The 19,606-nt window shown below is 69.6% G+C and carries 22 protein-coding genes; 10 read left to right on the top strand and 12 right to left on the bottom strand.

Translation table 11 applies throughout. The features are described from left to right. Positions 1 to 237: 237 nt before the first annotated feature. The 4 genes from AC5FRV_RS14125 (at position 238) to AC5FRV_RS14110 (ending at position 3,169) form a co-directional block, all read left to right on the top strand. Positions 238 to 429 carry a hypothetical protein gene (locus tag AC5FRV_RS14125; RefSeq protein WP_493561727.1) on the top strand — a complete coding sequence of 64 codons (192 nt, stop codon included), beginning with the start codon at positions 238 to 240 and terminating at the stop codon, positions 427 to 429. A 110-nt stretch (positions 430 to 539) separates the two neighbouring features. Continuing rightward, positions 540 to 1,259, top strand: a complete 720-nt coding sequence (locus AC5FRV_RS14120) for a profilin-fold protein (protein WP_493561726.1) — start codon at positions 540 to 542, stop codon at positions 1,257 to 1,259. A 240-nt stretch (positions 1,260 to 1,499) separates the two neighbouring features. Next, positions 1,500 to 2,222 carry a cellulose synthase operon protein YhjQ/BcsQ gene (locus AC5FRV_RS14115; RefSeq protein WP_493561725.1) on the top strand — a complete coding sequence of 241 codons (723 nt, stop codon included), beginning with the start codon at positions 1,500 to 1,502 and terminating at the stop codon, positions 2,220 to 2,222. Positions 2,223 to 2,344: 122 nt separating this feature from the next. After that, positions 2,345 to 3,169, top strand: a complete 825-nt coding sequence (locus tag AC5FRV_RS14110; protein ID WP_493561724.1) for a M48 family metallopeptidase — start codon at positions 2,345 to 2,347, stop codon at positions 3,167 to 3,169. A 1-nt stretch (position 3,170) separates the two neighbouring features. On the opposite strand, the gene AC5FRV_RS14105 is transcribed toward AC5FRV_RS14110, so the two are convergent. Further along, positions 3,171 to 3,680, bottom strand: coding sequence for a DUF7858 family protein (locus AC5FRV_RS14105; RefSeq protein WP_493561723.1), 510 nt, complete (start codon positions 3,678 to 3,680; stop codon positions 3,171 to 3,173). Between the two features lie 172 nt (positions 3,681 to 3,852). Here AC5FRV_RS14105 and AC5FRV_RS14100 point away from each other — a divergent pair, with 172 nt between their 5' ends. Next, positions 3,853 to 4,713, top strand: a complete 861-nt coding sequence (locus AC5FRV_RS14100) for a transcription initiation factor IIB (protein WP_493561722.1) — start codon at positions 3,853 to 3,855, stop codon at positions 4,711 to 4,713. On the opposite strand, the gene AC5FRV_RS14095 is transcribed toward AC5FRV_RS14100, so the two are convergent. The 7 genes from AC5FRV_RS14095 to AC5FRV_RS14065 all read right to left on the bottom strand — a co-directional run bounded on the left by AC5FRV_RS14095 (position 4,695) and on the right by AC5FRV_RS14065 (position 10,466). After that, positions 4,695 to 5,360 (bottom strand): MinD/ParA family ATP-binding protein, encoded by a 666-nt coding sequence (locus AC5FRV_RS14095; protein WP_493561721.1) that lies wholly within the window; start codon positions 5,358 to 5,360, stop codon positions 4,695 to 4,697. The two genes, AC5FRV_RS14100 and AC5FRV_RS14095, sit on opposite strands and share 19 nt — an antisense overlap. Beyond that, positions 5,357 to 6,145 (bottom strand): DUF7857 domain-containing protein, encoded by a 789-nt coding sequence (locus tag AC5FRV_RS14090; RefSeq protein ID WP_493561720.1) that lies wholly within the window; start codon positions 6,143 to 6,145, stop codon positions 5,357 to 5,359. Before AC5FRV_RS14090 ends, AC5FRV_RS14095 begins: the two co-directional genes overlap by 4 nt. 40 nt (positions 6,146 to 6,185) lie before the next feature. Beyond that, the gene (locus AC5FRV_RS14085; RefSeq protein WP_493561719.1) at positions 6,186 to 7,019 is read right to left on the bottom strand and encodes a DUF7856 family protein; all 834 of its coding nucleotides are present in this window, start codon (positions 7,017 to 7,019) and stop codon (positions 6,186 to 6,188) included. Further along, positions 7,016 to 7,351 carry a DUF7855 family protein gene (locus tag AC5FRV_RS14080; RefSeq protein WP_493561861.1) on the bottom strand — a complete coding sequence of 112 codons (336 nt, stop codon included), beginning with the start codon at positions 7,349 to 7,351 and terminating at the stop codon, positions 7,016 to 7,018. The genes AC5FRV_RS14085 and AC5FRV_RS14080 overlap by 4 nt, the downstream gene beginning before the upstream one ends. Before the next feature lie 114 nt (positions 7,352 to 7,465). Beyond that, on the bottom strand, positions 7,466 to 8,050 hold the full coding sequence (locus tag AC5FRV_RS14075) for a DUF7504 family protein (protein ID WP_493561718.1): 585 nt from the start codon (positions 8,048 to 8,050) through the stop codon (positions 7,466 to 7,468). Between the two features lie 48 nt (positions 8,051 to 8,098). Continuing rightward, positions 8,099 to 8,368 carry a DUF7854 family protein gene (locus AC5FRV_RS14070; protein WP_493561717.1) on the bottom strand — a complete coding sequence of 90 codons (270 nt, stop codon included), beginning with the start codon at positions 8,366 to 8,368 and terminating at the stop codon, positions 8,099 to 8,101. A 1-nt stretch (position 8,369) separates the two neighbouring features. Further along, positions 8,370 to 10,466 carry a minichromosome maintenance protein MCM gene (locus tag AC5FRV_RS14065; RefSeq protein ID WP_493561716.1) on the bottom strand — a complete coding sequence of 699 codons (2,097 nt, stop codon included), beginning with the start codon at positions 10,464 to 10,466 and terminating at the stop codon, positions 8,370 to 8,372. 236 nt (positions 10,467 to 10,702) lie between these two features. Between AC5FRV_RS14065 and AC5FRV_RS14060 the strand changes: the two genes are divergently transcribed. After that, positions 10,703 to 11,227 (top strand): hypothetical protein, encoded by a 525-nt coding sequence (locus AC5FRV_RS14060; protein WP_493561715.1) that lies wholly within the window; start codon positions 10,703 to 10,705, stop codon positions 11,225 to 11,227. Between the two features lie 75 nt (positions 11,228 to 11,302). Beyond that, positions 11,303 to 12,397, top strand: a complete 1,095-nt coding sequence (locus tag AC5FRV_RS14055) for a Gfo/Idh/MocA family protein (RefSeq protein WP_493561714.1) — start codon at positions 11,303 to 11,305, stop codon at positions 12,395 to 12,397. A 36-nt stretch (positions 12,398 to 12,433) separates the two neighbouring features. Here the strand turns inward: AC5FRV_RS14055 and AC5FRV_RS14050 are convergent, their stop codons facing one another. Further along, the gene (locus tag AC5FRV_RS14050; protein ID WP_493561713.1) at positions 12,434 to 13,093 is read right to left on the bottom strand and encodes a ThuA domain-containing protein; all 660 of its coding nucleotides are present in this window, start codon (positions 13,091 to 13,093) and stop codon (positions 12,434 to 12,436) included. Positions 13,094 to 13,165: 72 nt separating this feature from the next. Next, a complete protein-coding gene (locus tag AC5FRV_RS14045; RefSeq protein WP_493561712.1) occupies positions 13,166 to 14,317 on the bottom strand; it encodes a zinc metalloprotease in 1,152 nt (383 codons plus the stop codon). A gap of 254 nt (positions 14,318 to 14,571) precedes the next feature. Here AC5FRV_RS14045 and AC5FRV_RS14040 point away from each other — a divergent pair, with 254 nt between their 5' ends. The 3 genes from AC5FRV_RS14040 to AC5FRV_RS14030 are packed head-to-tail and all read left to right on the top strand — an operon-like array spanning position 14,572 to position 17,424. Continuing rightward, positions 14,572 to 15,999 (top strand): DUF58 domain-containing protein, encoded by a 1,428-nt coding sequence (locus tag AC5FRV_RS14040; protein WP_493561711.1) that lies wholly within the window; start codon positions 14,572 to 14,574, stop codon positions 15,997 to 15,999. Continuing rightward, positions 15,996 to 16,466, top strand: a complete 471-nt coding sequence (locus AC5FRV_RS14035) for a DUF8163 family membrane protein (RefSeq protein WP_493561710.1) — start codon at positions 15,996 to 15,998, stop codon at positions 16,464 to 16,466. The genes AC5FRV_RS14040 and AC5FRV_RS14035 overlap by 4 nt, the downstream gene beginning before the upstream one ends. Beyond that, a complete protein-coding gene (locus AC5FRV_RS14030) occupies positions 16,456 to 17,424 on the top strand; it encodes a DUF7982 domain-containing protein (protein ID WP_493561709.1) in 969 nt (322 codons plus the stop codon). Before AC5FRV_RS14035 ends, AC5FRV_RS14030 begins: the two co-directional genes overlap by 11 nt. Positions 17,425 to 17,444: 20 nt before the next feature. Here the strand turns inward: AC5FRV_RS14030 and AC5FRV_RS14025 are convergent, their stop codons facing one another. Continuing rightward, on the bottom strand, positions 17,445 to 18,500 hold the full coding sequence (locus AC5FRV_RS14025; protein WP_493561708.1) for an AAA family ATPase: 1,056 nt from the start codon (positions 18,498 to 18,500) through the stop codon (positions 17,445 to 17,447). Then, the gene (locus AC5FRV_RS14020; RefSeq protein ID WP_493561707.1) at positions 18,493 to 19,605 is read right to left on the bottom strand and encodes a DUF4350 domain-containing protein; all 1,113 of its coding nucleotides are present in this window, start codon (positions 19,603 to 19,605) and stop codon (positions 18,493 to 18,495) included. Before AC5FRV_RS14020 ends, AC5FRV_RS14025 begins: the two co-directional genes overlap by 8 nt. Position 19,606: the final 1 nt, after the last annotated feature.

Here is a 19,606-nt window from a genome sequence, read left to right as displayed (position 1 = left end):
TGGGCAGAATACGAGTACCCCTACCCGCTGCCCACCTTCGTACTCGGTGGGTTCTCGAAGTGTGTAATAGGTTTTGTGGTCCGTAACTGGTGAACAACGATCCGTTCTCCCGGTTTTCGACGGTATGCGGCCTGAAAACGGTCGAGCCCCTTCGAACGGACGCTCCCGCCACGAACCGCTCCGGACACGACAACTTACGTGCGTGGGGTGTGAACGATCCACACTGGTGAGTCAGCGATGCCGACCGAACACTGCGCCATCTGCGGGTCCGCGACGTCCTTCGACGCCACCGTCCACGTCATGCTCAACCCGAGCTACGCCGAGGGGGTCGACGACTACTACGTCTGCCGGGGGTGTCACGAGGACCACCTCGTCGACCTGTTCGCCTACCCTGACGAACCGGACCAGTGGGACGCCCCGACTGGCTGAGCGAATTGGCCACTCGAGGACCTCTCGGGGAGCGTGACGGCGGTTCCAGAAGCGACTCGCGGCGGCGATGCGACGCCGTTATCCCCCTCGATCCCCTCCTCTCTACAACCATGATCGAGGGACTGGACGCCGACGTCGCCGGCGTCGAAGCCGCCACGGAACGCCGCGACGAGGTCGTCGCCGAGGTCACCGAACACGCCAGCCTGGTCGCCCGGGAACTCTCGATACTTCAGGGCGGGGACTACGGCCAGGCCGAGTTCGACACCGGCCGCGGGACCTGGACGCTGAAGTACGAGGCCGGCACCGTCCAGTACCTCCGGTTCGAGGACGGCGGCACGGAGACGTACGTCGTCTCCTCGAAGCAACAGCCCGAACCCGAGGCGCTGGCCGCGGCGATGGAAGACTACGGCGCGTTCGTGCGGGCGTTCGCCGACCACGTCCGGTCGCTCGACGGCGTGCTCGACCAGGTCGAGACAGACTTTCCCGCAGTCGAATCGACCGAGGACATCGTCGCCGAGCGCGAGCGGGTCCTCAGTCGGATCCGGGACTGTGCCGACCGGATGGCTGGCGAACTCCACCGCGTCGCGGGGTCGAACTACGGCACTTTCGACACCCGCGTCGGCGGCAGCCGCTGGGAACTCAAGTGGGAGGACGGCCGGGCGCAGTACCTCCGGGTCGGCGGCGAAGGCGGCGTCTACCTCCTCTCCCAGTACGAACCGCCGTCGCCGAAGGACCTGCGCCGCCACGTCGAGGACGTTCCGGCCTTCGTAGAGGCGTACAACGACCACGTCCGGGAGATCTCCGAGGAACTCTCCACCGTCTCGTTGTAGCGCGCGCCGGACGGAGAAGACTCTCGGGAGTGAGATAATGGTGGGCAGAACGCACGAGTACCCCTACCCGCTGCCCACTTCGTACCACGTACATGCGAGACGGGGGGAATATGTTTTGTGGTTACGACGGCGGCCCGGACGCAACTGGTAGTGACCGCCTTCGCCCGGTCGCTATCGGTCCTGGCCGACGGACGCGGTCGTCCGACACTTTTTATCGGGAGACGACACAGTGAATTTACGATGAGCACGACTGTCGCGTTCGTCGGGGTGACCGGCGGAGCGGGGACGACGCGCGTCAGCGTCGAGGCCGGGGCGACGCTCGCCCGCGCCGGCCACTCCGTGGCCGTCCTCGACGCCGCGTTCGCTACCCAGGGACTGGCCACCCACGTCGAGGGCCGCATCGACCCGGACCTGACCCGCGTCCTCACCGACGAGGCCGCCTTCGGCGACGCTCTCGTGGACGTCTGGCCGGATCTGGACGGCCGCGCCGCGATCGCTCCGGTCCACGCGCCTTTCGAGCGCGTCGCCCGCGCGAAAGCGCCCGACGCCGCGCGCCAGTTCGAGACCTGCGTCGACCACGCCGCTCGCCAGTTCGACCACGTCGTCGTCGACGTCCCGCCAGTGGCCGACAACCAGTCGGTCGCCGCCGTCACGGGCGTGGACCGGCGCGTTCTCGTCGCGCCCGACGCCCGCCGCGGCGCGGACCTGCTCCCCCGGATGCGGGGACGACTGGTCGACCTCGGTTCCGAGTCCGACGCGCTGGTCGCCAACCGCGTCGCGGACGGAACCCCGACCCACCTCCCCGAGGCCGACCACGTCGTCCCGACGGGGGAGGACGGCGTCGTGACGCCAACCTGTGTCGCGCCAGACAGCGAGTTCGCAGCGACGATGGCGGACGTGACCTCGGCCCTCTTCGACCGCGACGTCGAGGTCGACCGCTCTTCGGACGGGTTTTTCGGCTGAGGGTCTGTCGTCACCGGCCCGCGACCACCGGCCACCCGCCGAGCGAGAGCTGGCTGGTTAGTGGCCCGGATCCAGGTGGTCACCAAGAGGCTTTTACCGCCAGACGGCCTTCCATCCGCCGTATGACAGACACGGGACTGCAACTGCGGATGCTCGTCGTCGGCGCGATCCTGTTCGCGTTCTACCTCTTCGCCGGGACCGCACTGTCGGCCCTCCTCGGCCTTCCGCTGGTGCCGGTCCTGCTCCTGGGCATTCTCGTCGTACCAGCCGTGCAGTACAAACTCGGAAAGTGGATGGCGCTCCGGGGAGCGCGGGACATGCCCGAGGACGGCCAGTACGGACACGTCCATCAGATGGTCAGGCGGCTCTGCCGCGACATGGACCTGGCGGAACCGCGGCTGATGACGATGGAGATGGGCGTCCCCAACGCCTTCGCCGTCGGGCGGAAGGGTGCGGGCGTGGTCGTCGTCTCGACCGAGCTTATGCAACTGCTCGACGACGACGAACTCGAGGGCGTCGTCGCCCACGAACTGGCCCACATCAAGAACCGGGACGTGATCACGATGGTCGTCGGGCAGTCAATCGGGATGCTCGTGGGCTACGTCGCCTACTTCGCGGTGTTGTTCGGCGGCGAGCGGAACGTGGGTTCGTGGATACTGGCGATGGTCGCCTCGTCGCTTGCGAACGCGCTCGTGATGGTGTTCGTCATGGCTATCTCGCGGTACCGGGAGTACGTCGCCGACGCCGACGCACGCGACGCCATCGGCACTGGCGACCCGCTGGCACGCGCGCTCGAGAAGATATCCCGCGGCGCGGAGGGCCGCGAGTCGACCGTCGAGGACAGCGTAAACGCCCTCTGTATCTTCAACGCCGACGGAGGTCTCCTCCAGCGAGTGTTCTCGACGCACCCGCCGACAGAGAAGCGCATCCAGCGACTCCGCTCGTAGACTACCGCAGTCCGTCGCCGGCTTCCACCGACTCGCCGAGCGACGCCCGCTTCTCGCCGGTGGCGTCTTCACTGGTCAGATAGCCTTCCGCGGCGGCCTGGGCGTCGGCCGAGGGCTCGTGGGTCTCCACGTAGACGCCAAGCGCGAACTCCCGTTCGCTCGCGCCAGTGAGCGCGAGCGCCTCGCTCCGCGAGACCCGCCCGTCGAGCCAGTCCCGGACGACGTCGCGGGCGGTCGGCGAGAGCGGTGAGACGTGCTCGCCGACGTGATGCAGCGTCTTCGCGGCGGTGATCGGCGCGACGCCGGCGGCCCGGCCCGCGTCGCCGATTGACTCGCCCGCGGCGTAGCGTTCGACCAGCGTCGCCGCGGTCTCGGCGTCGCACGGCAGGTCGTCGGCGGCGCCGGCCAGTCGATCGGCCAGCGCCTCGTCGGTCCGGTCGACGCTCGCGACGCCGCGGTCGCGCTGCTCGGTAGTGACCTCGATCCCCGCAGCGATGTCCGACAGCGCCATTCGTTTCACAATTCAGTTGACAGAACGTAAGCCTGTCGGCTGCGGTATCGACGGGTCCGGTTGCCGCCGAATCACCTACCGGTTACCGGTCGGTAGATCCGCCGGCCGACGCCGCCGAGTCGGTGATTCCCCCGGTCTTTACATTCCCCTTCGAGACGAAGTTCGAACTGTAATGAGTATCACATCTCAGGGCTGCCCCGAGTGTGACGGGGCGCTGGAAGCGTCGGACTGCGAGACAGTGTGTGCGAGCTGCGGGCTGGTGGTGGCCGAGGACGCCATCGACCGCGGGCCGGAGTGGCGGTCGTTCGAAGACGACGAGACGGAGAAGGCCCGGACCGGCGCGCCCCTCACCCGGTCGCGCCACGACTGGGGACTGTCGACGGAGATCGGCCGGTCGACCCGACTCAAGGGACGCAAGCGCCGCCGGATGCGCCGCCTGCGTCGGCAGCACCGGCGCGCCCAGACGGAGTCGAAACGCGACCGGAACAGGATGCTCGGGTTCATCGAGGTCCGCCGCGTCGTCAGCGGCCTGGACCTCTCCCAGACCATCCGCGACCGGGCGTGCGTGCTGTTCGAGTCTGCCCAGAGCGAGGACCTGCTGGTCGGGCGCTCCATCGAGGGATTCGCCGCCGCCGCGGTGTACGCGAACTGCCGGACGTCGGGGGTGTCCCGGACGCTCCACGAGGTCGCCGGCGCGGCTCAGGCCACCGAGGACGAGTTGCGTGTCGCCTACGACGCGCTGAACCGGGAACTCGGGCTCCCGACGGGCCCCATCGACCCCGCCGAGTACCTGCCGCGGTTCGCCAGCGACCTCGACGTGTCCCACGACGTCGAGCGCCGGGCCGGGGAACTGGTCGAACGCGCCCACGACGAGGGCGTCGTCGCCGGCCGGAACCCCGGCGGCGTCGCTGCGGGCTGTCTGTACACCGCCGCCAGGGAACTGGGACACGACCTCACGCAGGTGGCGGCTGCCGACGCCGCGGACGTCAGCCCGGTCACGCTTCGGTCGACGTATCAGGCCCTGCAGGACTGAACCGCCCGCGCGAGGGTTTCGAACTGCTCGACGACCCGTGCCGACGCCGGCGCCAGCGAGCGGACGGGCTGGCCCGACGACTGGGCCCGTCCGAGCCGTTCCGAGTCGGGGATGGGGACCGCCGGCGCGCCGAACAGGTCGGCGACCCGGGCGGTCGGGGGGTTCGATCCGGCGCGGTTGACGGCCACGCGGACCAGCCCGGCGTCGAACTCCCGGGCGAGTTCGCGGGCCCGCACCGCGTCCGCGATGGCGGCCTCCGAGGGCGTCGTCACGACGACGCAGGCAGAGGCGACGACCAGCGGCAGGCCCGCATCGGCCCGCAGGCCGGCCGGACAGTCGACGACGACGGTCCCGTAGGCCCGTTCGACCGCCTCGACGGCGTCACAGAGTCGCGCCGGGTCCGCGGCGCGTGCGCCCGCGAGCGAGCGCCCACAGGGAAGGATCGCCACGGGACCCGATTCGCGGACGGCCTCCAGCGGCGCGGCACGACCCGCGAGCACGTCGTGCAGGTCCGGCCCGCGCGAGGCGGGGAGGTCGGCCATCCCGAGGTCGGCGTCGACGACGACGCCGTCCAGTTCCGCGGCGAGGTTGTAGGCGACGGTCGACTTGCCGACGCCGCCCTTCCCGCCGGTGACGGCCAGGATCATGCGAGGCGCTCCAGCGTCTCCAGGGGGACGTCCGCGGCCGTCGTTCGCCCGGCGAGTTCCTCGGCCCGTTCGGCGACCGATTCCAGTGCCGCCGCATCCCGCTGGAGCCGTTCGACCACCGCTTCGGCCTCTTCCAGCCCGCCAGCCGCCCGCATCGCGGCCGTCGCCTCGGGGACCGTCTCGGCCGCTGCGAGTCGTTCGGCCGTCGCGACCCGTTCCTCGACGTCGTCGAGCCACGCCGTGACGGCCGCTGGAATCTCGCCGTCTGGTGACGGCTCGGGTGCCGTCTCCGTTTTCGGGGTCGGATCGCGGGTCGCTCCGCCGGCACGCTCCCGGGCCGACGTCTCAGCGGTTCCGTCGTCGGCATGCTCGGGGTCGATGGGCTCGGGTTCCGCTGCCGGCTCCGGCGCGTCGTCGACCGGCACCGGCACCGCGTCCCGGGGCGGCGACGGGTCGCCCAGGTCGCGGATCGCGTCGGCCGCCGTCGCGGCCTTCTCGTCCGTTCCTTCCTCGACGATTTCGCGGTCGACGACGGCGACCGGCGCGTCGACCGGCGGTGCGGGCGAGGCGTAGCCGACGGCGACGACTCCGTCGGCCGGCACGACCGTCTCGAAGCCGTCGTCGGTCCAGCCCGCCGCCGGAACCCCGTGCCGGCGCGGCGGCCAGACCGGCCCGTCGAGTCGGTTCGCCAACCGGACGCGCTGGGCGACGCCCGCCCCGTCGAGGCGGACCGTGACCAGGGTGACCCCGTCCCGGTGGTCGGCGTCACAGGTGAGTGATACCATGGCGGGGCTGGGCCCGTCCTCCGGTATAAACTCCGGGCAGTCACAGACGGACGACCGGCGCCGCCAGCCACCGGGCGGCCGCTGCGGGGTGCTCGAACCGGTCGACAGTGAGGACGACCGGGGCACGAACCGCGGCGATCCGCAGGATTGCCAGGGCCGCCGTGACCGGGTCGACGTCGAACGGGTGGTCGCGGTCGTTCGCCGTGGCGCCCCCGACACTCACCGCCTGCAGCGAGTCGACCGCGGCGGCGAACTCCTCGCGGAGGTCGGCGACGAGGTGAGCGCGCGCGTCGCGTTCGAGGTTCGCCGCCCGGTCCTGGAGTTTGAGTCGACGTTCCCGCCGGTCCCGCAGCGCACGCGATCGCTCGCGCGTCTCGACGGCGGCCACGCGTTCGGTCTCCAGTTCCGAGAGCCGACGGGCGGCGTCCCGGAGTTTCGACCGGGCGTTGCTGGCGTCTCGGTCGGTCGATTCGAGCGCCTGGACGCGACCCCGTAGCTCCGCGACTCGCTCGCGCAAGCGTTCCCGGTCGGCGTCTGGGGCCGTCGTCGGCGCGGACGGACACTCGGTTTCGTCGCCGTCGAGCGCCGCCAGTTCCGAGCGGACCGCGGCCAGTTCGTCGTCGGACGACGTATCGAGTCCGCGCGACCGACCGGCGGCGGCGAGTGCGGTCCGCGTCGACAGTCCCATCCCCGGCCTGACGTACCCCGCCCGGGCGTGGACCGGCGACGCCGGCGGACAGTGCACGCCACAGCGGGATTCCTCGCCACGGATTGCGGCCGCGATCGACGCTCCATCGCTGCTGGCGTCGACGTCGACGTCTCGCAGGTCGACGACGGCACCGCAGAACGTCCGCCCGCCGACGCGGAGGATCACACGTCGGTCTCCCGGAGCGACTCCGGCGACGGGTAGTCGGTCCCGGACGCGAACTGCCGGTAGGGAACCGACGACTGGTCGCGGTTCTCGTAGGCGGTGGCGGCTTCGCGAACACGCTCGGGCACGTCGCTCTCGACGAACGGTTCGACGCGTTCGACCTGGACGTCGAGGCCGTGTTTCGCCTGCAGCCTGAGCGCCTGGAACGCGCCGAACCCTGTGGCCTCCAGCAGGGCGGCACGACCGAACCGGCGCACGACGCTGTCCTCGTGGGCCCGGCAGACGTTCCGGAGTGACTGTCGGGCCGCCCGCGAGTAGGTTATCACGAGGAGCACGTATCTAGTTGCCACTTGATATTGCATAAAATTAACTAAAACTAAAGAGGATAACATCTCTCTTATCCAGCGCTTCCGGATGGAGCCGGCCGAGTGACGGTCCGACGAGCCCGTCTAGTCGAGCACGGGCCGCGTCCGGACGGCTGGTTCGTCGTCGCCGTCGTCGCCGACGTTCACCACGGCGTCACACAGCGACGCGAACAGGTCGACCGTGGACTCGTCGTGGGCCGCGGGGTCGATGTGGAAGTGGGCTGTCGCGTCGGCGGCGTACAGCTGGACGGCGATGGTGTGGAGGAAGCCGTAGGCCGTCTCCGGCTCGACGTACTGGCACATCGCCGTCACGGAGTCGAAACAGACGGTCAGGTCGCCGTCGCCGGCCGAGAGGAACCGGCTCAGCTTGATCCCCAGCGCGGTGATGTCGCCGGGCGTCGCGACCACCTCGACGTCGACGCCGTCGATGGACGTCTCCCAGTGGGGCGCGTCGCCGACGGCGAGGACGCCGCGGACGGACACGTCGTCGGGCACCGACGCGAGACAGTCAGCCGGCGGCCGCGTGTAGGTCACCCACAGCACATCTCGGCCATCGTCGGCGCCCGCCGTGAGTAACGCTTCACAGCACTCCCGCGTCTCGCCGCCCAGCGACGCCCCGCACAGGAGCGTCGTGGTGACACCGTCGACCATCTCGGCGACCCCGGTCATCGTCCCAGCAGTTGTCGATACCACAACATATTTGTTCCCATTTTCCCCTCACTCGACAGATTCGACGGCGAAGTTGCCCGGTTCCTCGACCAGGTCCGCGACGCGCTCGCGGGCCTCGTCGCGGGACGACGCCAGGACGGTGAGCGTCCCCAGGGCCTCGCCCGACGCCTCGTAAGCCCGCAACTCCCCGTCGAAGTCGGTGGCGTAGGTCCGGAGCACGCCGCGGACGTCCCGTTCCAGCTCCGCCAGCGAGCACTCGCCCGCCTCGAAGCGGGCCAGCGATTCCTCCACGTTCCGCAGCGCCGAGATCCGGTCCATCCTACGTCGTCCGCAGGTGGTCGGTGCGGGGCTCGTACACCTCGCCCTTCTGTTTGAGCTGCTCGATCTCGTGTTCGGCCTTGGACTGGTCGACGCCGACCTCCTCGGCGCGCTCGACGACGACGTCGATGGGCGCGCCCTCGTCGTACTCGGACTCGATGTCGTTGATGATGCCCTTGATGTTCTGGATGCGGTCGCGCTGGGTCTTGGAGGTCCCCGTCTCGACGACGTCGGCGTCGAACTCGCCGGTCTCCGGGTCGACGCCGATGTCCTCCATCGAGGACCGGACGATCTGGATGACCCGTTCGGAGTCCTCCTCCTCGACGGTATCGGAGAGGCGGATGCGCGCCGACGCCTCGGCCAGGCGGACCAGCGCCTCCAGCTTTCGGGCCGTGACTGGGACCGGCGCGTCGTCGTCCTGCCCCTTCGCCCGCAGGTCGACGTAGAAGTCGCGGATCGACTCCTTGGCCTCCTCCGTCATCGTCGGGTAGCAGTTCCGCTTGGCGTAGGCGATGTACTTCCGGAGGAGTTCCGGCTCGATAGTGGGCGCGACCTCGTCGGTGACGTTCGCCACCTCCTCCTCGCTGTAGTCCGACGTGGCGTTCATCTCGCGGTGGGTGTTCAACTCGCCGGCGTAGTTGGTCTGGATGATGTGGTCGGCGAGGTTGGCGTCCTCCTCCTCGTCGGGCTGGTCGGTGACGGTGAAGATGAGGTCGAATCGGGAGATGAGCGCGGGTTCGAGGTCGATCTGTTCGCCGATGGGTTCGAACTGGTCGAAGCGACCGTACTTCGGGTTCGCCGCGCCCAGCAGCGAACACCGGCTCTTGAGCGTCGCGTTGATGCCGGCCTTGTTGATGCTGATCTCCTGTTGCTCCAGGGCCTGGTGCATCGCGGAGCGGTCGTCCGGATTCATCTTGTCGAGTTCGTCAATCGCCGCAATTCCCTGGTCGGCGAGGACGAGCGCACCCGCTTCGAGGGTCCACTGCTGGCCCTCGCCGAAGTCGTCGCGGACCGCGGCGGCCGTCAGACCGGCCGAGGACGACCCTTTGCCGGAGGTGTAGACGGAGCGGGGCGCGATGTTCTCGACGTACGATAGCATCTGCGACTTACCAGTACCGGGATCCCCGATCATCAGCATGTGGAGGTCGCCGCGGATGCGGGACTCGTCGGGGAGGTGTTTGGTGACGCCCGAGAAGAGCTGGAGGATCATCGCGAGCTTCTCCTGGTCGTAGCCGTAGATGGAGGGGGCGATGGCGCCGACCATCTTCTCGTAGAGGCCGTCCTCGTTCGAGAGCTCGACGATGTCCTTCTTGTCCTCGTCGGTGATGTCCATGTCCTCGAACTGCTGGTCCTCGATGGAGACGTCGACGCCGTCCATGTAGAGGTCGAACATGGGCGACTTCTCGCGGTCGTTGCCCTGCTGGTCGAGCTTGAGGACGCCGGTGACGTTGACGTGGTCGCCCGCCGTCACCTCGCCGCAGATGTCGTCTTCGATGCTGACGTCGATCGCCTGGGGCGTCTCGCCGCCGCGCAGGCCCTCGGGGGACTCCTGGACGCGGAGTTTCTGGGCGTCGACGAACTCCGACTGGTCCATGTTGAGCCGGAAGGGGCCCTGTCGCTCACAGCCCTGGCACTCGTGGGGCTCCTGGAAGTCGCCGGCGACCTGCGGAATCCTGGTCAGGGTGCCACAGCGCTGGCACTCGAAGGCGGCGTTGGTGACCTTGGGACGGACGTCCGTGGCCTTGCGGACGATGCCCTGGACGGAGATGAGGTTACCGTGGTGCTCGTGCCGGATGGCGCGGATGTCCTCCGACTGCGGGAGGTTGTGCACGCGGACGTGGGCCTGGCCGAGCTTGACGTCCACCGGCAGGTCGTACAGCCGCAGCGCCTCCTCGGCGTAGTCCTGAAGCTGGGCCGGCTTGTTCCTGAAGTCGTCGGCCAGGTCGGGGTCGAAGCGGTACAGGTCCTGCCAGTCGATCCACAGCGACTTCTGGTCGGTCGGGTACTTCTGGGCGAGCTCACCGATCTCGTTCCGGTAGTAGTTGCGGTAGAACTCCTCGAACGCGTCGGTGAGTTCGGTGTTCTCGGCAGTGGCCATTCGATCGAGGGTAGGTACTGCGTCCTCGCTCAAGAAGGTTCGCCATCCGTAGCGGAAGTGGTCGCGGTCAATCGACGAGTATCTGGAACGAGAAGGCTTCTGCGAGCATCTGTGGGGTCTCTGTAGCGTTTCCCTTGGGTCTCTGTGGCGGCTCTGTGCGACGATCGGCGGTTTTCGCGCCCCGGAATCGCCACGCCGGTAGAAAGCATTTACCGGATCCGTCGGTACGCCGGCACGTGTCCCCGAAATCGTCCCTCTCACTGATCGCCGTCCTCGCCCTCGTCGTCCTCACGGCGGGCTGCGTCGAGGGTCCCGCTGGTCCTCCGACGGCGACGCATTCCGAGGCTGTCCAGTCGCCAACCGACACCGTCACCGACACCGCCACCGACGTCCAGACCCCGCTGCCGAATCGGACGGTCGAACTCCCCGATGGCCCCAAGGAGCGACCCGAGCGGCCAGAGACGCTCACCGAGGACTCTGTGGGTGAGTTCGTGAAGACCCACGAGTACCGGTACGCGTACAACGGTCTGTGGTACAGCGAGCACAGCGAGGTGACCCTCGACTGCGAACTCCAGAATGTCACCGAGCGCGATGGCTGGTACGAGGCGACGGTGAGCTGTTCCGGCTCCTCGAACACCGGCGGACCGGCTGAAGGAACGGAGGCTGTCACCGAACTCATCTCCGACTGGTCCACTCTGACGTACGTCTACTACGTCGACGAGAACTCGCTGATCCGGGAGCGGGCGGACGACCAGAACTGATCTCCGCCGCCAGTCCCCCGCCAGTCGCCACTGGCGACCCAACACCTCTTTTTCCGCTCGTCGGTTTGGGGGAGTATGGACGTTGTAAAAGCCGGCGTGCTCGGCTGTGGGACGATCAGCGACGCCTACCTCTCCGCTGGCGACCGCTTCGACGCCTACGAGATCACCGCGTGTGCCGACCTCGATACGGAACGCGCCGAACAGGCGGCCGACGAGTACGGCGTCACCGCGATGGCTCCCGAGGAGATGCTCGCCGACCCTGAAATCGAGATAATCATCAACCTCACGCCGCCGTCGGTCCACGAGGCGACCTGCACGCAGGCGCTGGAGGCGGGAAACCACGTCTACGTCGAGAAGCCGCTGGCGTCGACCGTCGAGGGCGCACGATCCATCCTCCAGACCGCCGAGCGCGAGGGACTGCTGGTCGGGTCCGCACCGGACACCTTCCTCGGCGCGGGCCTGCAGACTTGCCGGCAGGTCCTCGACGAGGGGTTGATCGGCGAGCCCGTGGGCGCGACGGCCATCTGGACGAGTCCGGGTCACGAGGTCTGGCACCCGAACCCGGACCTGTACTACCAGGAGGGCGGCGGGCCGCTGTTCGACATGGGGCCCTACTACGTGACGGCGCTGGTCTCCCTGCTCGGCCCGGCGACGCGGGTCACTGGCTCGGTCACCCGGGCCAGCGACGAGCGGACTATTACGAGCGAGCCGCGGAACGGCGAGACCATCGACGTCGAGGTGCCGACCCACGAGTCGGGCCTGATCGAGTTCGCCGGCGGCGTCTCTGCCAACCTGCTGACGAGCTTCGACGTCCAGGGGTCGACGTTCCCCATGCCGGCGTTCGAACTCTACGGCACCGAGGGGACCCTGGCCCTGCCCGACCCGAACCACTTCGAGGGGCCGGTCCGCGTCCAGAAACGGGGCGAGCGCGAGTTCGAAGAAGTCGACCTCACGCACGAGTACACCGCTGGACGGGGCGCGGGCGTCGCCGACCTGGCCGCCGCGGTCCGGACCGACTGGGCCCACCGGACGAGCGGTGACCTGGCCGCCCACGTCCTCGACGTCCTCGCCGGGATCCGGGAGTCCTCGGAGACGGGCGAACACCAGTCCTTCGACGCCGCTCTCGATCGGCCCGAGCCGCTGCCGGGCACGTGGCCGGCGGAGTACTGAACCCTCGTTTTCAGAAGAAGCGACCGCGCTGCCGAACTACGCGCCAGCGACCCAGCCGGCGGCGTTCTGCAGGATGCGACGGTATTGCGGATTCTCCAGCGATTCTTCGGTGTGGCCCAGCGAGGCGTAGCAGACGCGCCCCGTACCGTGGTCGCGGACCCAGACGACGGGGTAGTCCTCCAGGTCGGGGTGATCCATGCGCGCGAGCACCTGGACGCGGTCGGCGTCGTAGTCGACCTGGTAGGGCTCGTCGAACACCGAGAAGTCCGAGACGCCCGCAGTGACGGGGTGGTCGTCGTCGACGACGTTCACGTCGAAGGTGGACTGCTCGGGGTGGGTGAGGAAGTAGCCGCCGAGCAGGTCGTGCAACTCGGGAATGGGTTCGTCGCGCGCGTCGATCCCACCCTCGCCGTCGTGGGTGCTGGTGACGTCCGCGGCGCAGTGGACGCCCAGGTAGCCGCCGCCGTCCTCGACGAACGAGAGGAGGCTCGCCTGCTGGTCGTCGGTGAGCGTGCTGTCGGTGAGGTAGTCGACGACGAGGTCGTAGCCGGAGAGGTCGAGGAGGTCGTCGCGGTCCTCGGTGAGGGTGGCGTTGACGTCGTCGCCGAGTGCCGCCTCGACGTGGGGCCCCATCTCGTCGAAGCTGTGGAACGGGAACGTGCGCTCGCCGATGACGAGCGCGTGGAGCTGGCTCATACCGGGTAGAGGGCGGCAGTCCCCATTAATGGACTGGCACGGGGCGAGAACGGGGCGGGCCGCCGTCCGTAATCACTGGCCGGCGACGCAGGCGGTCGCACAGGCACCACCCGTCCCGTCGTCTTCGCACTCGACGGGGGGCTGGTAGCGGTCCTCGGCGACGAAGGACCACTCGTCGCGGCCCACATCGCCCGAGCCGTCCGAGTACGTCTCGACCTCGTAGAGGGCGTTGTAGTTCATCACGCTGCGGTAGTCGGTCGCGTCGAAGGTCTCTTCGTCGACGCCGACTTCGCCGGGGCCCAGCCCGAAGGCGTGGCCGAGTTCGTGCATCAACAGTGAACTCGTGATCTTCGGCGAGTCGAACGACTCCACGACTGCGGCGCCGTCGACGCCAGACCCCGCGTAGTAGTCGTCACCCCGGAAGGCGGCCTCCGTCGTCACGAGGACGTAGTAGTACCCCGAGTCGCCGTGGTCGACGTACCGCTCCCGGTAGTCTCGGAGGTCGTTGTGGTCGCCGGGCCGCGCGCCGCTGTCGACCGACCCGTTCACCGGCAGGCCGGAGTCGCTCCGCCTGACGTGGAGGGCGATACCCGACTCGCCGTCGGGGTTGTCGACCGGCGCGTCGGCGAAGGCCGCCCGGAGGCGCCCGACGGCGGCCGGGTCCAGGTGCGTCCCGCGGACGGTATCGACCTCCACGAAGACGTCGTGGTGGCGCGGGTCCGCGCCGGGAAGCAAACCGCCGCAAGCGACCTCCATCCCGTCAGCGTAGCCGTCGCCGTCCGTGTCAGGGTCGGCCGGGTCGGTTCCGTAGATATCTCGCTCGGCCGCGTCCGTGATGCCGTCGCCGTCGGTGTCGTTCACCCCGCTCTCGTTCGGCCCGACGATTCCTTTCGGGGGCTGGGCGGCGCTCGCCCCGCCGTCGTTTCCGCCGGTCGCGTCTGTCTCAGCTCCCGCCGAGCGGAGTGTCTCGAACGGCGCCGACGTCGACCCGTCACCCTCCTCGGGTCCGTCCTGCCGGTCGGCTTCGGCGCCCGGCGTTCCCTCGGCCGCTCGCTCCGCGGCGTCGTTCTGGTCCGGGACCGGCCCACCCGCCACGAGAAATCCCGTCGTGAGGACGGCGAGGACCACGACGAAGACGACCGGCAGCGCCGACCGGACGCGCTGCCGGCGCTCGCGCGTCGCTGTCGGCGACTCCTCGGACGGTTCGGCTGGTTCGGTCGTCATTCGTCTGGAATCAAAATCGATTTCGAGTTTCAGAGACTGGCTGGCAATTACGCAACCTCAAGATTGTTTTCAAATCTGCTCTACCTGCTAGAATAGGAGATATATTCTGAGCCATAAACGTGCCGTACCGATATCAAAACTGAGATCGATATTCTAGTGCGGCGCCGGGCGGGGAGCTGATCGCCGCGGACGGAACGATCAACTTGACTGACTAGACCAGTAGCTTCAATGGCGCCCCGTGGCACTCACCAGCTATGGAGGTGACCCGCCGGTACTGGACGCTCGTCGTCGTCGGCCTGTTTCTGGCGTGCTGGGGGGTCGTCGTCGCACAGCCGCTGGCCCTGCTCGGCGCCGCCGGTGTCGCCGCCTGGCTGGTGGCCAGGCAGTTCCAGTTCGCCCGGGCCGTCGGCCGGGTCCCCGCCACGCTCGACGTCTCACTGACGACGGCGCCGCGTCTCATGGCCGAGGAGTCCGCACAGCTCTCTGTCGACGCCGAACTGGCCCGCGCGCTCCCGGTTACGGTCGCCGTCACGGTGACGCCGCCGCCCGGCGCGAGGGGCGAGCCTGTGACGGTCACGCTCGGTTCCGGGGAGCGCGCAGCCGTCGACCACGCGACGCTCACCTGGCCCGTCGCCGGGTCGTTCCGGGTCGACGACGTCACCGCGACGATCTCGGACGACGCCGGCCTGTTCGGCCAGACCGCTGCCCTGGACGTCGGCGTCGACGTCGCGGTGGACCCGCGCGCGCCGCGGGACGTCCACGTCGGCGAGGGCGGTGACCGCATCGCGGCCGGCTTCGGCGAACACGAGGCGGGCCGGCCCGGCGGCGACGTCGAACCTGCTGAGGTCCGTGAGTACGTCCCCGGCGACGCCGTCCGCCAGATCGACTGGAAGTCGACCGCCCGCCTCGACCAGCCCCACGTCCGCGAGTTCGAGGGCAACACAGACCGGGAGACGCTGCTGTTCTTCGACCACCGGGCCACGATGGCCGACGGCCGGCCCGGGACGCGAAAGATCGACTACGCCCGCCAGCTCGCGGTCGCCCTCGTCGACCAGGTCGGCCGGTCGGACGACAAACTGGGCTACTACGCCGTCGGCGACGGCGGGACCACGGCGCTGATCGACCCGGGAACCCGGACCGAGACCTGGCGCCCGGTCAGGACCCACCTGTTCGAGGTCGAACCGACGCGCGGCGCGCCGGCCGCGTCCGACCCGGTCCGGCCGACCGCGGCCCGCGCCGCGAGCGCACACCTCGATTCCGACGACTCCGCGTTCGGCCGGACGCTGGCTCCCTACTTCGCGGACCGGGACGCCTACCGCCGCCGGTTCGACTCGCGCCCGCTCTATCGGACGGTCAGGAACGCCGAGTTCGGCGCGGCGACGGCCGTCTGGACCGTCATCGTCACCGACGACGCGGACCGGGCCGCCCTGCGCGAGGCGGTCACCTACGCCCGCGGCGAGTCCGACCAGGTCACCGTCTTCCTGACGCCGACGGCGCTGTTCGCCGACGGCGACGTCGCGGACCTGGACGCGGCCTACGACCGATACAGCGAGTTCGAGGCGTTTCGGCGCGAACTGGCCAACCTCGAGCGCGTCTCGGCCTACGAGGTCGGGCCGGCCGACAGGCTCGCAGCGGTGCTGTCGATCGGACGGGACCGCCGCCGACGGAGGGCCAGCGCATGATGGGAGTACTCGACACCGACGACCGGCTCACGGCCGTCCTCACCGGTCTCGCGACCCTCGGGGCCGTCGCCGTGGGCTTCCTCGTCGCCGGCGTCTCGGGCATCCTCGCCGGCGCGGCGCTGGTCGTCGCATGGCTCCTCGCGCCGCCCGTGGTCGTCGTCGCCCTCGGCCAGGTGCTGTTCGCCCCGCTGCTTCCGGCCGACGCGTCCCTCGCGACCATCGCGCTCGTCGAGGCGCCGCTGGCCGCGATTCTGCTCGTCGACCTGACCGACTGGCGAGCCCCGGTCGGAACCCTGGTCGCCGCCGTCGTCGCCCTCGCTGCCTTCGTCGGCCTCGCGGTCGCCGGCGTCGTCTGGCTCGACCGGCTCTGGCAGACCGCGGCACTTCTGATCCCCGTCGCCGCCGTCGTCGCTTACGGGCTGCACCGCTTCACAGTCGTCACCGTCGAGGTAACCGATGAGTTCTGAGACACCCGCCACCGACCCCGAGGCCCAGCCCCACGAGCCACCAGCGTCAGCCGACGAGCCGTCGGCCGACGACGCCCCGTCCGAGGAACCGGACCGGGAGACGCTGCTGGCCGAACTGGAGCGCCAGCGAGCGGAGGCCGACCGCCTCCGCGAGTCCTACGTCCGCGCCCGCCGGAGCCAGTACCGGCGGACGGCGCTGGGCTTCGCCGCCCTCGGGGCGCTCGCCACGGCCGGCGGCGTCCTATTCCCCGAGACGCGGACCGTCCTGCTGGCGCTGGGCGGGACGGGGCTGTTCGCGGCCCTGCTGACCTGGTTCGTCACGCCCGAGCGCTTCGTCTCGGCCGACGTCGGCGACGCCGTCTACGAGGCGCTGGCCCGGAACCAGGAGCGCCTCTGTCTCGTCCTCGGCCTCTCCGAGGAGCGGGTGTACGTTCCCACGGGCTCGATAGACGAACGGAGTGAGTCTATCGGCGTCCGGCTGTACGTCCCCCAGCGAGAGAAGTGGACACTCCCCGACGTCGACGCGCTGGAGTCGCTGTTCGTCGTCTCCGGCGACGCGGCGACCCGGGGTGTCTCCCTCGAACCCACCGGCGAGACGCTGTTCCGCGAGTTCGAGGCCGCGCTGGGCGGCCCGCTCGCCAGCGACCCCGCCGAACTGGTTGGCCAGGTGCGCGAGGCCGTCGTCGAACAGTTCGAGGTCGCCGGCGCCCTCCGGACCGACCTCGACCCCGCCGGCGGTCGCCTCACGCTGGCGGTCACCGACGGCGCCTACGGCTCCATCGCCCGCTTCGACCATCCGATCGTCTCGACCGTCGCCGTCGCCCTGGCGCGCGGCCTGGACCGGCCGGTCACGGTCGAACTCGACGACGCGGACGGCGAGGCGGTCGCCACGCTCCGGTGGGACACCGGGCAGTCGGAGAATGACGACGGTAGGGAGAACGGCGACGAGACCGAATAGAAACGGTCCCCGACAGCGCGTTATCGCCTGTCTGCGGCTTCGCCCCCGTCGGGGGTGAAATCAGTTCCCGACCGGCCACCGTCGGCGGCCCCCTCGGCTATCGTCTCCGCCGCGTCGAGTTCGGCCTCGGGGTCGCCGCCGGGCGGGGTCACGTCGTCGAGGACGGCCGCCACGACGTCCGTCGGGCCGACGTCGCCGAGTTCAGCGTCGGTGTTCAGCACGAGCCGGTGGACCAGGACGGGTCGGGCCATCGCCTTCACGTCGTCGGGGATGACGTACTCGCGGCCGTGGATCGCCGCGCGGGCCTTGCCCGTGTACAGCAGGGCGAGCGAGGCGCGGACCGAGGCGCCGTGTTCGACGTCGGGGTGGGTCCGCGTGGCCTCGACGAGGTCGAGGATGTACTCGCGGACGCTGTCGGCGACGTGGACCTCGGTGATCGCTTCGCGGGCCCGTTGCATCTCCACGGGGGTGACCACCTGTTCGACGTCGCCAGCACCCAGGTCAGGCTGTGCCGAGAAGCGGTCGATGATCTGGCGCTCGTCGGCGCGGTCGGGGACGTCGACGGTCAGCTTCAGCATGAAGCGGTCGCGCTGGGCCTCGGGCAACTCGAAGGTCCCCTCCATCTCGATGGGGTTCTGCGTCGCGATGACGATGAACGGGTCCGGGAGCGCGAGCGTCTCTCCCTCGATGGTGACGGCGCTCTCCTCCATGGCCTCCAGCAGCGCCGACTGGGTCTTGGGCGTCGCGCGGTTGATCTCGTCGGCGACGACGACGTTGGCGAACACCGGTCCCTTCTGGAGTTCGAACTCGCCGGTCCCGCTGCGGTAGACGGTGGTCCCGGTGATGTCGGCCGGCAGCAGGTCGGGCGTCATCTGGATGCGGTTGTAGGCGAGACCACTGGCCCGGGCGAAGACGTTCGCGAGCGTCGTCTTGGCGACGCCGGGGACCCCTTCGAGGAGGACGTGGCCGCGGCTGAGCAGCGCGACGGTGATCTGCTCGACCAGTTCGTCGTGACCGACGAGCACCGTCGACACCTCTGCTTCGATGGCCTCGTACAGGGCGGCAGGCTCACTCATCGTTCGTCCCTTCCGGCGGTCGGTCCATAATTGCTTGCGTTACCCGTTCGATCCGCGTCTCGTCCCAGTCTGGATGGCGCTCGCGGACGCCCGCGACGATCGCCTCGCGACCGAGTCGACCGATCGTCGACGATTCCCGGCCAAACCGCCGTCTGAGGGCCAGTCCGGCGCTGGCGAGGGAGGCCCAGCCGGCGACGAGCGCCAGCGCGGCTCCGCCGACCGCTGCCTGCAGGAGCGGCGACTCCCTGAGCGTCAGCACCGCGGCCTGGAGCGGCGGCACCGACCCGGCGTGGGAGACGTCCAGGACGACCCGGTCGTGGGTCTCGTAGAGGTTCCGCGCGAACGCGCGGTTGTCCGCCCGCTCGAGCATCGTGTTGATGAACAGGCTCGGGTCGCTCACCGCGACAACCTGCCCCTCGCCGACGGATTCGACGGTCACGACGGGCGAACTCGCCAGCGTCTCGTCGTCGTCGAGCTGGTCGTTCCCGTTCGAATCGAGGTAGGCGTACGACGAACTCTCGACGAGCACGCTCGCGTTCGTCTCGTTCGCCGTCCCGTTGGTCGTCGCGCCAGCCGTCCCGTTCTCGGTCACGTTGCCGGCGACGGCCGTCGCGTGGTTCAGTCCGAGCGTCTCGACGTCGCGGGTGTAGGGGTGACTGGCGACGGCCGAGGCGGTGGGCAGGGCCGGCGAGTTCTCGTAGTTGCGTTCGTCGCGGAGGCGGTCGCCGTCGAAGCGGGCCCGTGCGCCCACGTCCCGGAGGAGCCGGTTACCGTTGGGGCCGAAGTCTTCCGCGACCAGCAGCGTCCCCCCGTCCCGGACGAACGCTCGAACGTCCGCGCTCTCCCGCTCGTCGTAGGCCGTCTCGGGTGAGAGGACGACGGCGAGCGTCCCGTTCGGCTGGCTCGTCCGGTAGACGCTCGCGTTCCGGGCGATCTCCTGGTCCGTGCCGGTCCCTTCCGCGATCGATCGGAACTCCGCCGTGCCGTCCCAGGAGGGGTTGTACGTGCCGAAGGCCGCTCCCGAGGTGCTCCCGGCGACGGCTAGCGCGAGGACGACCACGAGCGTGAAGCCGGCGAGGGCCATCCGCGGATAGTCCGGCGCCACG

It is taken from the genome of Halomicrobium sp. HArcel3 (assembly GCF_058933135.1).
Note: the sequence above shows the minus strand (reverse complement) of the source record. Positions and strands in the feature narration are given on the sequence as shown.

What these genes read in the sequence shown, in the direction of transcription:
- AC5FRV_RS14090 (WP_493561720.1), bottom strand. Translation starts at nt 6,145, where the DNA reads ATGGTATCACTCACCTGTGACGCCGACCACCGGGACGGGGTCACCCTG.
- AC5FRV_RS14105 (WP_493561723.1), bottom strand. Translation starts at nt 3,680, where the DNA reads ATGGCGCTGTCGGACATCGCTGCGGGGATCGAGGTCACTACCGAGCAG.
- AC5FRV_RS14055 (WP_493561714.1), top strand. Translation starts at nt 11,303, where the DNA reads ATGGACGTTGTAAAAGCCGGCGTGCTCGGCTGTGGGACGATCAGCGAC.
- AC5FRV_RS14025 (WP_493561708.1), bottom strand. Translation starts at nt 18,500, where the DNA reads ATGAGTGAGCCTGCCGCCCTGTACGAGGCCATCGAAGCAGAGGTGTCG.
- AC5FRV_RS14095 (WP_493561721.1), bottom strand. Translation starts at nt 5,360, where the DNA reads ATGATCCTGGCCGTCACCGGCGGGAAGGGCGGCGTCGGCAAGTCGACC.
- AC5FRV_RS14030 (WP_493561709.1), top strand. Translation starts at nt 16,456, where the DNA reads ATGAGTTCTGAGACACCCGCCACCGACCCCGAGGCCCAGCCCCACGAG.
- AC5FRV_RS14035 (WP_493561710.1), top strand. Translation starts at nt 15,996, where the DNA reads ATGATGGGAGTACTCGACACCGACGACCGGCTCACGGCCGTCCTCACC.
- AC5FRV_RS14050 (WP_493561713.1), bottom strand. Translation starts at nt 13,093, where the DNA reads ATGAGCCAGCTCCACGCGCTCGTCATCGGCGAGCGCACGTTCCCGTTC.
- AC5FRV_RS14075 (WP_493561718.1), bottom strand. Translation starts at nt 8,050, where the DNA reads ATGACCGGGGTCGCCGAGATGGTCGACGGTGTCACCACGACGCTCCTG.
- AC5FRV_RS14110 (WP_493561724.1), top strand. Translation starts at nt 2,345, where the DNA reads ATGACAGACACGGGACTGCAACTGCGGATGCTCGTCGTCGGCGCGATC.
- AC5FRV_RS14045 (WP_493561712.1), bottom strand. Translation starts at nt 14,317, where the DNA reads ATGACGACCGAACCAGCCGAACCGTCCGAGGAGTCGCCGACAGCGACG.
- AC5FRV_RS14125 (WP_493561727.1), top strand. Translation starts at nt 238, where the DNA reads ATGCCGACCGAACACTGCGCCATCTGCGGGTCCGCGACGTCCTTCGAC.
- AC5FRV_RS14115 (WP_493561725.1), top strand. Translation starts at nt 1,500, where the DNA reads ATGAGCACGACTGTCGCGTTCGTCGGGGTGACCGGCGGAGCGGGGACG.
- AC5FRV_RS14120 (WP_493561726.1), top strand. Translation starts at nt 540, where the DNA reads ATGATCGAGGGACTGGACGCCGACGTCGCCGGCGTCGAAGCCGCCACG.
- AC5FRV_RS14070 (WP_493561717.1), bottom strand. Translation starts at nt 8,368, where the DNA reads ATGGACCGGATCTCGGCGCTGCGGAACGTGGAGGAATCGCTGGCCCGC.
- AC5FRV_RS14065 (WP_493561716.1), bottom strand. Translation starts at nt 10,466, where the DNA reads ATGGCCACTGCCGAGAACACCGAACTCACCGACGCGTTCGAGGAGTTC.
- AC5FRV_RS14100 (WP_493561722.1), top strand. Translation starts at nt 3,853, where the DNA reads ATGAGTATCACATCTCAGGGCTGCCCCGAGTGTGACGGGGCGCTGGAA.
- AC5FRV_RS14040 (WP_493561711.1), top strand. Translation starts at nt 14,572, where the DNA reads ATGGAGGTGACCCGCCGGTACTGGACGCTCGTCGTCGTCGGCCTGTTT.